The following is a 12086-nucleotide window of genomic DNA, read 5'->3' as shown; positions in this document are numbered from 1 at the left end:
CTGGGGCCGGTCCCAATGCCGGCCCGTCGGCCTCCCCGCAAAGCAGAAAGGCTGCCTACGCTACTGCGCCGTCTCCCCGCATACTTCCGCTGAGCAGGTCGTCAGCCAAGCCCTGCTTCAAAGTGCGCAGCTTGCTCAACTCGTCATTTTCCTGCGCAATACGCCGGTCGCACGCGGCAAGTCCGGCCGTCAACCGCCGCTGCTCATCGAGATTCTCCGGCAAGTCGATCGAGAGCTCACGGAGACGTGACGGATTAACGTTTACCTGCTGAACAGCAACGGTTGCAATGGACTTCACACGCTGACGAACCACTGGATGCAACAGCCACTCGACCAAGTATTCCGGCGTCAGTCGGCTGGTGTCTGGGTTCAGCCGCACCAGGTATGAAGCGAATGTCGCCTCAGGAAGTTCACCATTCCAGATACCGGCACGGCCCACGTGATCGATGCTGTTGGTGCGATTGAACAGCACGTCCCCCGGCTGCAGGAGGAGCTTCGCCCGCACTGGAGTGGGGCAATAGCGCAGATCACGGAGCTCTGGCAAGCCATCACGCAGGTTGTTCATCCTGAGCGTTGGTACTCCCCGACTGTCCTGGTTCAGCGCCTCTGAGATCCCGTACTCGACCGACGGAACGACTTCCTTTAGCGGCATACGAACCCAGCCCGGTGCGGGTTGGACAGCCGTAACCGACTGCATAGCCGCTGTCAAGATCCCCGTTCGCACCGTGCGCAGCTTTTCACGGGTCGCCTCGGTGGCTCGCTCCGCCTCGGCGGCCTCGTCCAGCACCTCAACGATGCGCCGCTGACTACCCAAGGAGAAAAAGGGAACTTTCAAGCCGGTCACCATGGCTGCCGAGATCTTTACCATGCTCTCCGAGGTGCCTTGAGCTGCAGCCATAATTCCGCGCCGCACAGACGCAGAACGTAGCAACTGCTCCAAAAAACCTGGGAGACAATTCGCAGCTGGACGAAGCCGCATCATGAGGTCGGGATAGATGCAGGGATTCCCAATATCCCGGTATCTACCAGCCAGCCCTACGAGGTCCCGGGTGTTAGCCCGACTCATGAGCAAATCCCCGTCTTTCAGCAAAGCTGCGTGGTCCAGCCCAATTCCAGGGGGAGCATTCTTCAGCTGTCGCGGCTGGAACCCACCAGGTGTCAAACAACCGAGTCCCAACATCTGGATACCAGTCCACTCCGCACTCTCAGGCGGCGAGAATCCGTTGCGAATCGGGCCATCCAGGTAATGGCTGAGTGGCACAGACGTAATCTGGTCAGCCCACATAACCCAGCTCCTTCAAAAACCCATCCAGGCGCTCGGCGGCCTCCACTCGCTGGGCCTCGATATCCCGGAGCGACACCGCATACTTGTCCTCCCAGACGCGATACGCATCGATCAGCTCACGGCGTCGGCGTACGACATGCCCCGCCAGCTTCGAGGCGAGATCGTCCCGGAGAATCCCCAGCACCGTCTCGCGGCGGCCCGTATCACCCAGGCCGTCCCGGGCCCGGTACAAACGGGGATCAGGGGCCTTCCCCTCGTCTCCACCGCTGTTCTCAGCCACGACGATGTCCAGCGTCGTCTGCGCCGCCGCCGCGGCATCGCCCTCGGCCGCCACCGCCCGCTTCCCCTTCGCCGTCGCCTTCTTCGGCTTGGCCGAGCGTCGGCCGCTCTCCAACGGCCAGAAGTCGTCTTCGAGCTCCTTGACGGCCTTTCCGGCCGCCGTGCGGTCCTTCTTCAGTTTCTTCAACTCGGCATCGCTGAGCAGGTTTTCCACCACCGCCGGGTCAAGGGCAGTCGGCACGCCCGCCGCCTCGTCCCCCGCCTCCTCATCCCCGCCCTCGGCAGACACCCCGGCCGCCGCCGCCCGCGCGGCCTCCGCCTCCTCCGCGGCCTTCAGCTTGGCGTCCAGCTCCGCCTTCTTCCGGTCGGCCTCCGCCAGCTCCCGCAGGAAGTCCGGGTCGATCTTGGCGACCACCTTGTGGTCGTACGCCTGACGGCGCTCGGCGGCCGAGCGCTTGCGCGCGCCGCCCGTGCGCGGGTCCGGCTCGGGGGAGAGGAGGGTTTCGACCATCTCCACCCAGCCCTCCACCACGCCACGGAAACCGTTCGTGGAGAGAGCCTTGAGGTCGTTGCGAGCCTCCTGCCACCAGCCCGCCACCGCGCCCGCCAGCGCATGCTCGTCGAGGAGGCCGGCGCTGAGCAAACGGTCCCGGAACGAGGTGATCAAGTCGGCGCGGAGACGGGCCAGCTGGCCGCGCTTCTCGGACTCCGTGCGGTCGTCCTCGTCGTAGGGGGCGAGCGCCTCGATCTGCTCGGTCTCGGACGTCCACCACTTCTCGAAGGCTTCCCAGAGCACCCGCTCCCGGGCCTCGGCCAGCTGAGCGAGCCGGTCGGCGTCGGGGCGTCGCTCCTCCGGCAGAAAGTCGAGATACGCCGGGTCGTCCGCGCGCTCCGAGAAGAGCTCTCCGATGCCTACCGCGTAGGCATCGAGCAGCGGCTTCTTCGCCTCGATCTCCGCACGTGGTACGCCGCCCACCAGATGGGCGCGCACGTCCTGCGGCTCCGGCGGCGGAGTGTTGTCCACGTACCGGCGGATGTTGAGGTTGTAGTCGTTGGCGGCCAGTTCTTCCTTGCTGACCACACGGGAGAAGCGGTCGACCTCGCAGGAGTCGAACGGCAGGTGGAAGGTGGAAACGATCTTCTCCACATGCTCCGGCAGCAGGACGTTCTGCGCCCGCTCGGCGTGGCACTCGCGGTCCGCGTTGATGAAGAGGACCTTGCCGCGGCGCTCCGGCGCCTTCCGCCCGGGAGCGCGCAGCACCAGCACACACGCCGGAATGCCGGTCCCGTAGAAGAGGTTGGGCGCCAGGCCGATCACGGCTTCCAGCAGGTCGTGCTCGATCAGCTTCGACCGGATGGCCTGCTCGGCGCCGCCGCGGAAGAGCACCCCGTGCGGCATGACCGTGAAGACCGAGCCGCCGCGCCCGCCGACCATGTACAGCATGTGCTGGAGGAACATCAGGTCGGCCTTGCCGCGCTCGGAGGTCACGCCGTACGGCATCCGCTCCTCCAGCAGCTGCACCGTCTCATCCGCCGAGTAGTCCATGGAGAACGGCGGGTTGCTCAGGACGATGTCGTACGACCTGTCCAGGTGCTGTGGGTTGCTGAGCGTGTCACCGGTCTTCAGGCTGAAGTGGCGAGCGCTGTGGAAGAGCATGTTCATGGTGGCCATGACCCAGGAACCGCCGTTGGCGTCCTGGCCGGCCAGCTCCAGGTTGTCGGAGTCGCCGCCGTGCTCGTCGATGTACTCCTTGGCGTGGATCAGCATGCCGCCGGAGCCGACGCACGGGTCGTAGACGTGCTGGCCGGCCTTCGGTTGGGCCAGCTCGACCATCATGCGCACGACGGCACGAGGCGTATAGAACTCACCGCCCTTGGCTCCCGCCGAGTCCGCAAAGTCCTTGAGCAGGTACTCGTAAGCCGCGCCGATCATGTCCGGGAACTCGAAGTCCCCGCCGCGCAGCCGCAGGCTGCCGAAGTGCTCGATCAGCGCCGCGAGACGCTTGTCGGCGAGCTTGGCGGCCGAGGCGCCACTGCCACCGCCGCCGCCGATGCGGTTGAAGTTGACGTGGGTGAACAGGCCGCGAAGCCCCTGGTTGTGGGCCTCCAGCTCCGCGAGTGCAGGCTGCAGGTGGCGGGTGGCGACGTCGTCGACAGCGCCCGCGAGCTCGGACCAGCGAGCTTTCTCCGGGACGTACATGACCTTGCGGTACGTGTAGTTCCTGGGTTCCTCGGCATCTTCCGCGGCTTCTTCCTCGGAGCAGCGCTTCTCCCGGGCCTCCGCGATGATCGCCTCACGCGCGGCCTCGTACTCGTCGTTGACCCGCTTGAGGAAGAGAAGGACCAGGATGAAGTCGCGGTATTCGGCGGCGTCCATGGTGCCGCGCAGGATGTCGGCCGCCGCGAAGAGGTGGCGCTCCAGTTGGGCGAGCGTGAGCTTGGCCACGTACGGCTCCCTGTTTCCTTGGTCCGGAGAAGCGGGCGGTCTGGGGGTAAGGCGGGTGGTGGGGGTCCGGCTCGCATGGCGCGTCCGGTGCCGGCGCGCCGAGCAGCCTAGTAGCCGCTGAGCAGCAAGCCGTCCTCCACGAAGCTCCACACATCGGTGTACGGGTCCCAGTTGTTCGGGTTCCCGCCGCTGTGCTGCTTGTTGATCTTCTGGGCGTGCTTCTTGGCGGTGGCGTACCTGCCGTCACCCAGGATCTGCTCCGGCTTCAGGTGTTTCGACTGCTGCTCGGAGACAGTCCTGGCGTTCTTGCCGTACGTCTGCGCGAAGCCGGGCTGCTGGCGCAGCCGACTATTCGCATCGCCGCAGACGCCGCCGAAAGTACTGGTGTAGTTCTGGTAGTGCAGCAGGCGCCAGAGTTCGAAGCAGGGGTGGGAGTACGCGATCCGCACGCCGTGCTCGCCGGCGAGTTTCCTCGCCTCCGGAATGCCCAGGTGGTCGTCACGGTCGAAGAGGACCCACACCTGTGGCCAGTTCCAGTCCTTCTTCTTGTCCAGCCCGGCGTCCCTCGCCTCCCGCTCGACCTTGCGCAGCACGCGTACGGCGTCCTGCACCATGGGAAGGGGCTTGCGGTGCTTGCCCGTGGCCGTGGCGTTCTCGATGTGGTATTCGACGCCCTGCCGGGGATCGGCCCGTTGTCCGTGCTTGACGATGAGGTCGATGTACTGCTTCTCGGTGACCTCCCCCTCGATGAAGACATAGACCTGCCGCGCGCGGTTCTGACGCCCCTTTGCCACGTTCTTGCGGCGGTGGACCTGGTCCCCTCCCTTGGCTCTCGCCATCAGATCTCTTCCGCCTCCAGCTCCGCCGTCTCGTCCGTCTGCAGCAACTGCCGTCCGACCTGGCCCTCCGACACCTTGGGCACACCGCCGAAGGCGCCCGCCAGATAGGACGCCATCAGGTCTTCGTCCTCTCCCGGCTCCCAGTCGGAGACCGGGAACAATTCCGTGGCGCCGCCCGCGTCCTTCTCGGTCAGCCAGAGCTGCCCCGGCTCCAGCAGACGCCCGCCGCCGGGCACCCGCAGCAGCGACGGGTCGTGCGCAGTGAAGATCAGCTGAGCGCCCTTGGGGTTCACCCACGGCGCCTGGAAGAGGCGTACGACCTCGGCCGCGAAGCGGGAGTGCAGGCTGGCGTCCAGCTCGTCGATCAGCAAGACGGCGCCTGTGTCGAGGGCGAGCAGGAGCGGCCCGATCAGGGCGAACCAGGAGCGAGTGCCGAAGGACTCCGCCTCCCAGTCGAGTACGGTCTCCTCGCCGCTGCCGGAGTGGATCAGCCGGACCCTGGGGCGGCCTGCGGAGTCGCGTTCCACCTCGGCCCCCGAGATGCCCAGGTCGGCGACGCGCAGCAGCTCCTCCACCCTCCGCCGCGACTCCTCGCTCTCCAGGAGACGCTGTGCGGTGAACGCCTCACGCTGCCGCCGCTCGGTCTCGGGGGTGACGTCCCAGAGGTTCTGCTTGAACCAGTCGTAGAGGGGGGTGAGCTGCGGATGCCCGTCGTTGGCCGCGCGGGTCAGCAGCAGGGCGTTGGGGCGGGTCATGCGCGCCAGGAGGGCGCGGTCGTGCACCCGCTCGCCGGGGAAGTCGAATTCCTTTTCACGGGAAGCGTCCCGGTCGAACCAGACCTGCCGCCGCCCCTTGGGGTAGGCGAAGAGCCATTCCGCCTCGACCCTGCGCTCGCCCAGTTCGAAGCCGTATGACCAGCGGACCCCGTCCGCCATGACGAAGTCCACCTCGTAGAGGGTGGTCTCCGCCGCCGCCTTGGGATCGAGTGCGAACTCTTCGCGCGGGATGCCCTCGTACGACGTCCAGGCCGCGTACGAACTGAGAACGGCCTCCCGCATCTTCTTCAGGGCAGTGATGACGTTCGACTTGCCGGAGGCATTGGCTCCGAAGACGCCGAGGACGGGGTAGACGGGGAGCTGCTTGCCGTCGGAGAGCGGGAGCAGCTTGGCGGCCGCGCCTTCCTCTTCTTCGGGCACGACGAACGACAGCTCCTGCTCCGCACGCAGGGACCGTACATTTGCCGTCCGGAATCTCAGCAGCATTCCGTCTCCTTCATGGAGCCCAGCGTAACGATGTTGTCCTGTGCCCGCCTGCCTCTTGCGAAGCAGACGGGCACAGGACCGGTGGACAACGGGCCTACGACAGGAACGAGTTGATCTCGATCGTCTCGTCGCGGCCGGGGCCGACGCCGATCGCGGAGATCGGGGCGCCGGACATCTCCTCCAGCGCCTTGACGTACGCCTGGGCGTTCTTCGGCAGGTCGGAGAACGTCTTCGCCTTGGTGATGTCCTCGGACCAGCCGGGGAGCATCTCGTAGACGGGCTTGGCGTGGTGGAAGTCGGTCTGCGAGTACGGCAGTTCCTCGACGCGCTTGCCGTCGATCTCGTACGCGACGCAGACCGGGATCTGCTCCCAGCCGGTGAGCACGTCGAGCTTGGTGAGGAAGAAGTCCGTCAGACCGTTGACGCGGGTGGCGTAGCGGGCGATGACCGCGTCGAACCAGCCGCAGCGGCGGTCCCGTCCGGTGGTGACGCCGCGCTCGCCGCCGATACGGCGCAGCGCCTCGCCGTCCTCGTCGAACAGCTCGGTCGGGAACGGACCGGCGCCCACGCGCGTCGTATAGGCCTTGAGGATGCCGATCACGCGGCTGATCTTCGTGGGACCGACGCCCGCACCGGTGCAGGCACCGCCCGCGGTCGGGTTCGAGGACGTGACGAAGGGGTACGTGCCGTGGTCGATGTCCAGCAGCGTGCCCTGGCCGCCCTCGAAGAGCACGACCTTGTCGTCGTCGAGGGCCTTGTTGAGGATCAGGGTGGTGTCGGCGACATAGCCCTTGATCTGGTCGGCGTAGCCCAGCAGCTCCTCGACGACCTGGCCGGCCTCGATGGCGCGGCGGTTGTAGAGCTTGGTCAGCAGCTGGTTCTTGACCTCAAGGGCCGCCTCGACCTTCTGGATGAGGATCGACTCGTCGTAGAGGTCCTGCACGCGGATACCGACGCGGTTGATCTTGTCGGCGTAGGTCGGGCCGATGCCGCGCCCGGTGGTGCCGATCTTCCGCTTGCCGAGGAACCGTTCCGTCACCTTGTCGACGGTGATGTTGTACGGCGTGATCAGATGCGCGTTACCGCTGAGCAGCAGCTTGGACGTGTCGACGCCGCGCTCGTTGAGTCCGCTCAGCTCGGAGAGCAGGACCGCCGGGTCGACGACGACACCGTTGCCGATGACCGGGGTGCACCCCGGCGAGAGGATTCCGGAAGGGAGGAGGTGCAGTGCGTACTTCTGGTCGCCGACGACGACCGTGTGGCCGGCGTTGTTGCCGCCCTGGTAGCGCACCACATAATCCACGGATCCACCGAGCAGGTCGGTGGCCTTTCCCTTGCCCTCATCACCCCACTGAGCACCGAGCAGCACAAGTGCGGGCACAGGCGTACACCCCTTCCGGGCGGGGCATGTCCAACGTGCGTGGATGGCGCCGGCGTGCCTGTTCACGCGTACGTCATCACTGAAGCCGTCGGACCGGTGCCCCGGAATAGACGAAGCCCCTGGCGCAATAGCGCAAGGGGCTCTTGCACCGAGATGCTACCTGAGGAAGGACCGAGGTGTCGGCGCAGCCTTCTGGGCACTCTCCCGTGGACTCCGTTCGGGGGTACCCCCTGCTCGTGGTCATCGACCCGGTCGCCCGCAGCACGGACGGCGAGTCCGTGCGGATCGCGAAGGATGTCCTGTGCGCGGGCGCGGGAGCGAAAATCTGCCTTCCGGAGGGGCCCGAGGAATTCGCCCGGATTCTCGCCCGGCGCGGGCACCGGCGGCCGGTGGTGATCGGTGACGACCGGACGCTGCTGCAGGTGGTGGGCCTGCTGCACAAGGAGCGGGTGCTGTCCGCGGTGCCGCTGTCGATGGTCCCGGTGGGCGCACCGGCCGCGGTCGCGCTGAGCCGCACGCTGGGCGTCCCCACGGACACGGTGGCCGCCGCGCGGACCGTCCTGGACGGCGGAGAGCGGCCGATGGATCTGCTCACGGACGACAGCGACGGCATCGTGCTGGGCGGGCTGCGCATCCCCTGTGGGAGCGAGGCGACCCGGCCGGCGCACGGGGCGTATGTGCCGGGGGCGGCCCCGCCGCCGGCCGCGGTCGACCCGGCCGAGGCCCTGGGCGGACGCAGCGGCCTGGCGGACGGCCTCGACGGGCCCCGGCCGTGGTGGAAGCCGGCCGCCCGGACCGCCCGTACGGCGCTGGCGCTGCTGGCGGCACCGGCGGCGGGCCTGGGTGCCCGGCGGACCCGGGTACCGGGGCAGCGGCTGCGGATCGAGGCGGACGGGGTGCTGCTGGCCGATCTGGACCGGCCGGTGCGCGGGGTGTCGGTGGTGCCGGGCGGACGGGGCGGGGCCGACGGGCCGAGGCCGGGGGCCGCCGAGGGCCGGGCGCTGGCCGAGGTCGTGGTGCACTGGCCGGGCGGGAAGGGGCCGGTGCGGACCCGGGCGCGGGCGGTGACGGTGTCCGGCGCGGACTTCCACTACCGGGCGGACGCACTGGTCAGCGGGCCGGTCAGGACCCGTACGTGGACCGTGCAGCAGGCCGCCTGGCGGCTCCAGCTCCCGCGGGCCTGAGCGCCGCCTAGGACGCTTCGAGGCCGGCCCGCAGCTGGTCGCGGTGTTCACGCCAGCGCTGCAGCAGCCCGGTGAGTTCCTTCTGGAGGAACTCGAAGAAGATCAGCGTCTCGGCGATCCGGCGGCCCGCCGGGGAGTCCTCGCCGAGGCTGTCGACGCCCTCGCGCAGGGTGCCCTCCCAGCGGGTGAGGACGTTGTCCCGGCGCGCCAGCGCCTCGTACCACTGGTCGCTGTGCACGCGGTAGCGGTCGCGGCGGGAGCCGGGCTCGCGCTCCCGGCTGACCATGTCGACCTGGGAGAGGTAGCGGATCGCGCCGGAGACGGCGGCCGGGCTGACCTGGAGGCGCTCGCCGAGTTCGGCGGACGTCAGCACACCGGAGTCGGAGGCCAGCAGACAGGCGAAGACCCGGGCGGACATCCGCTGCATCCCGGCGTCGACCAGCTGGGAGGCGAACCGCTCGACGAACTGTGAGACCGCCGCGTGATCGCGCTGCTCGTCGCGCGTCTCGTCGCCGCCGTCCTGGCGGGTGGCGTCCGTCCGGTGCGCACTCTGCTGTGGCTGCTCGCTCATATCCGCATCATCTCCCCTGTTCGGAGCCACCCATCCCGAGTTTATACGGTTTCTTAACTTCACAAATTTGTGAAACAAGCGTAGCTTCCAAAGCATGACCACGGCACAGTCTTCCGCCCCCGCGATCCGGGTCGACGGTCTCCACAAGTCCTTCGGCCGCACCCACGCGCTGGACGGCCTCGATCTCCATGTGACGGCCGGCGAGGTGCACGGCTTCCTCGGACCCAACGGCGCCGGCAAGTCCACGACCATCCGCGTCCTGCTCGGCCTGCTGCGCGCCGACCGCGGCACGGCCCGGCTGCTCGGCCGGGACCCCTGGCGGGACGCCGTCGAACTGCACCGCCGGATCGCCTATGTCCCCGGCGATGTGACCCTGTGGCGCAATCTCTCCGGCGGTGAGGTCATCGACCTCTACGGGCGGCTGCATCAAGGCAGCGGCGCGAAGCACCCCCGGTGGGGGCGGTGGCGGGCGACGGGCGGGCTGGACTCCGCGCGCCGGGCCGAGCTGGTGGAGCGGTTCGAGCTGGACCCCACCAAGAAGGGGCGGACGTACTCCAAGGGCAACCGGCAGAAGGTCGCGCTGGTCGCCGCCTTCGCCTCCGATGTGGATCTGCTGATCCTCGACGAGCCGACCTCCGGGCTCGACCCGCTGATGGAGGAGGTCTTCCGGAACTGTGTCGCCGAGGAGCGCGACCGCGGCCGTACGGTCCTGCTCTCCAGCCATGTGCTGTCCGAGGTCGAGGCGCTCTGCGACCGCGTCAGCATCATCCGCAAGGGGCGGACCGTGGAATCCGGCTCGCTGGGTGAGCTGCGGCATCTGACCCGCACCTCGGTCGTCGCCGAACTCACCATCCCGCCCGACGGGCTGGCCGGCCTCCCCGGCATCCACGGCCTCACCACCCAGCCGATCCGGGGGAGCCAGGGGCATCGCGTCCGCTTCCAGGTCGACACCGACAAGCTGGACGCCGTGCTCCGCTCGCTCGGTGGCTCCGGCGTCCGCAGCCTCACCAGCACCCCGCCCACCCTGGAGGAGCTCTTCCTGCGCCACTACCAGGACGACGCCCGTACCGCAGCGGCGGTCGCGCGATGACCGCCGTGGCCGCGGACGCGCCCGTCCGCGCCGTACGCCCCCGTCATCTGGCGGGCACCGGCGCCCTGTTGCGCCTCGCCCTACGGCGCGACCGGCTGATGATCCCGGCCTGGGTGCTCGCCCTGGGGCTGTCCTTCGCCGCCATCGGCGCGTCGTTCGAGGCGGTCTACGACACCGCCGCCCAACGGGCCGGACTGGCCGTCTCGATGAACCACAACGGCTCGATGCGGGCGCTGTACGGACCGGTGTTCAGCGACTCCGTCGGCGGTCTGGTCGCCTGGCGGATGGCCGGCTTCGGCGCCGTCCTCGCCGCGGTGATGAGCCTGCTGATCGTGGTCCGGCACACCCGCGAGGAGGAGGAGTCGGGGCGTCAGGAACTGCTCTCCGCCTGCGTGGTGGGCCGCCGGGCGCCGCTGACCGCGGCTCTGCTGACCGCCCTGCTCGCCGACATCCTGCTCGCGGTGCTGATCGCGGGCGGCCTGGCGCTGTCGGGCCGCCCGGCCGCCGGGTCGCTCGCCCTCGGCCTGGCCGTCGGCGGCACCGGCACGCTCTTCGCCGGCCTGGCCGCCATCGCCGCCCAACTCACCGAGAGCGCACGGCTGGCCAAGGGGCTGACCGGCGCGGTGCTGGGCCTGGCCTTCGCCCTGCGCGCCGCGGGCGACGCCGCGACGGCCGCGGCCGGCTCCCCGCTCACCTGGGCCTCCCCGATCGGCTGGGCCGAGAACCTCCGGCCGTACGCCGGTGAACGCTGGGGGATGCTGCTGCTCTTCGCCGCGGCGACCGCCCTGGCCGGCGCCACCGCCTACGCGCTGACCGCCCGCCGCGACCTCGGGATGAGCTTCCTGCCCGCCCGCCCCGGACCGGCCGTCGCGCCGCGCTCGCTGAGCGGTGCGTTCGGTCTGGCCTGGCGGCTCCAGCGCACCACCCTGCTGGGCTGGACGCTCGGATTCCTGTGCGCCGGCGCGGTCTTCGGCGGGATCGCCGAGGGCGCCGCCGACCTGGTCGGCGGCAACCGGCAGACCCGCGAGATCGTCGCGCGGATGGGCGGCCAACAGGGCCTGACCGAGGCCTTCCTGGCCACCATGGCCGGGATGCTCGGCATGGTCGCGGCGCTCTACGCGGCCGGTGCGGTGCTCCGGCTGCGCTCCGAGGAGACCGCGGAGCGCGCGGAACCCGTGCTGGCCGGCGCGGTGAGCCGGCTCCGCTGGGCCGGCAGCCATCTGGCCGTCGCCTACGGGGGCAGCGCCGTCATCCTGGCCTCCGGCGGCCTGGGCCTGGGCCTGTCCTACGGCCTCTCGGCCGCCGACCTCAGCGGTCAACTGGGGCCCGTGGTGGCCGCGTCGCTCTCCCAGGTCCCGGCGGTCTGGACGCTCACCGGCCTGGCGGTCCTCGTCCTCGGCCTGCTCCCGAAGGCCATCGGCGCCGTCTGGGCGCTCATCGGCGGCTGCCTGGCCATCGGCTGGATCGGGCCCTCACTCGCCTTCCCGGCGTGGGTGATGAAGCTGTCCCCGTACAGCCATCTTCCGAAGCTGCCCGGCGCGGACGTCACCGCCGCCCCCCTCGTCTGGCTGCTTGCGCTCTCCGCGCTCTTCGCGCTCGTGGGCCTGGTGGGGGTGCGGCGGCGCGACATCGGCTGATCCCCGGCGGTCCGGCGCGGACGCCGGCGCCGCCCGCCCCGGAAGACGTGGGGCCCCCGGGGGCGCCGGGGCGGGGCGCGGGGCTAAATAGATGATGGGAAGGCAATAAGAC

9 protein-coding genes are annotated in these 12086 nt (G+C 69.3%); 3 read left to right on the top strand and 6 right to left on the bottom strand.

Annotated features, from left to right (window positions below; translation table 11 throughout):
• Positions 1-55 precede the first annotated feature (55 nt).
• The 5 genes from ACFW5B_RS21570 to ACFW5B_RS21550 all read right to left on the bottom strand — a co-directional run bounded on the left by ACFW5B_RS21570 (position 56) and on the right by ACFW5B_RS21550 (position 7492).
• Entirely contained in the window at positions 56-868 is an 813-nt protein-coding gene (locus tag ACFW5B_RS21570) for a hypothetical protein (RefSeq protein ID WP_386441841.1), read from the bottom strand.
• A 406-nt stretch (positions 869-1274) separates the two neighbouring features.
• Positions 1275-4010 carry an N-6 DNA methylase gene (locus ACFW5B_RS21565; RefSeq protein ID WP_386441838.1) on the bottom strand — a complete coding sequence of 912 codons (2736 nt, stop codon included), beginning with the start codon at positions 4008-4010 and terminating at the stop codon, positions 1275-1277.
• Between the two features lie 107 nt (positions 4011-4117).
• Positions 4118-4849, bottom strand: coding sequence for an RloB family protein (locus ACFW5B_RS21560; RefSeq protein WP_386441835.1), 732 nt, complete (start codon positions 4847-4849; stop codon positions 4118-4120).
• A complete protein-coding gene (locus tag ACFW5B_RS21555; RefSeq protein WP_386441831.1) occupies positions 4849-6111 on the bottom strand; it encodes an ATP/GTP-binding protein in 1263 nt (420 codons plus the stop codon). Before ACFW5B_RS21555 ends, ACFW5B_RS21560 begins: the two co-directional genes overlap by 1 nt.
• Positions 6112-6205: 94 nt before the next feature.
• Complete coding sequence (locus ACFW5B_RS21550) at positions 6206-7492, bottom strand: adenylosuccinate synthase (protein WP_386441828.1); 1287 nt, start codon at positions 7490-7492, stop codon at positions 6206-6208.
• 206 nt (positions 7493-7698) lie between these two features.
• Between ACFW5B_RS21550 and ACFW5B_RS21545 the strand changes: the two genes are divergently transcribed.
• Positions 7699-8676 carry a diacylglycerol kinase family protein gene (locus tag ACFW5B_RS21545; RefSeq protein ID WP_386441825.1) on the top strand — a complete coding sequence of 326 codons (978 nt, stop codon included), beginning with the start codon at positions 7699-7701 and terminating at the stop codon, positions 8674-8676.
• 7 nt (positions 8677-8683) lie between these two features.
• Here ACFW5B_RS21545 and ACFW5B_RS21540 read toward each other — a convergent pair whose 3' ends face one another.
• Positions 8684-9247 carry a GbsR/MarR family transcriptional regulator gene (locus tag ACFW5B_RS21540; RefSeq protein WP_386441822.1) on the bottom strand — a complete coding sequence of 188 codons (564 nt, stop codon included), beginning with the start codon at positions 9245-9247 and terminating at the stop codon, positions 8684-8686.
• A gap of 94 nt (positions 9248-9341) precedes the next feature.
• Here ACFW5B_RS21540 and ACFW5B_RS21535 point away from each other — a divergent pair, with 94 nt between their 5' ends.
• Complete coding sequence (locus tag ACFW5B_RS21535; RefSeq protein ID WP_386441819.1) at positions 9342-10337, top strand: ATP-binding cassette domain-containing protein; 996 nt, start codon at positions 9342-9344, stop codon at positions 10335-10337.
• Positions 10334-11974 (top strand): ABC transporter permease, encoded by a 1641-nt coding sequence (locus ACFW5B_RS21530; RefSeq protein ID WP_386441817.1) that lies wholly within the window; start codon positions 10334-10336, stop codon positions 11972-11974. Before ACFW5B_RS21535 ends, ACFW5B_RS21530 begins: the two co-directional genes overlap by 4 nt.
• The last annotated feature ends 112 nt before the right edge of the window (positions 11975-12086 follow it).

This window comes from Streptomyces sp. NPDC058773, assembly GCF_042746015.1.
In the GTDB taxonomy this organism is placed as follows: Bacteria; Actinomycetota; Actinomycetes; order Streptomycetales; family Streptomycetaceae; genus Streptomyces.
The sequence above is the reverse complement of the archived record's forward strand: the minus strand, read 5'-3'. Positions and strand labels throughout refer to the sequence as shown.

Bases quoted from the DNA above. Each gene is read 5' to 3' on its own strand.
- ACFW5B_RS21570 (WP_386441841.1), bottom strand. From the start codon at position 868: ATGGTAAAGATCTCGGCAGCCATGGTGACCGGCTTGAAAGTTCCCTTT.
- ACFW5B_RS21560 (WP_386441835.1), bottom strand. From the start codon at position 4,849: ATGGCGAGAGCCAAGGGAGGGGACCAGGTCCACCGCCGCAAGAACGTG.
- ACFW5B_RS21555 (WP_386441831.1), bottom strand. From the start codon at position 6,111: ATGCTGCTGAGATTCCGGACGGCAAATGTACGGTCCCTGCGTGCGGAG.
- ACFW5B_RS21540 (WP_386441822.1), bottom strand. From the start codon at position 9,247: ATGAGCGAGCAGCCACAGCAGAGTGCGCACCGGACGGACGCCACCCGC.
- ACFW5B_RS21535 (WP_386441819.1), top strand. From the start codon at position 9,342: ATGACCACGGCACAGTCTTCCGCCCCCGCGATCCGGGTCGACGGTCTC.
- ACFW5B_RS21530 (WP_386441817.1), top strand. From the start codon at position 10,334: ATGACCGCCGTGGCCGCGGACGCGCCCGTCCGCGCCGTACGCCCCCGT.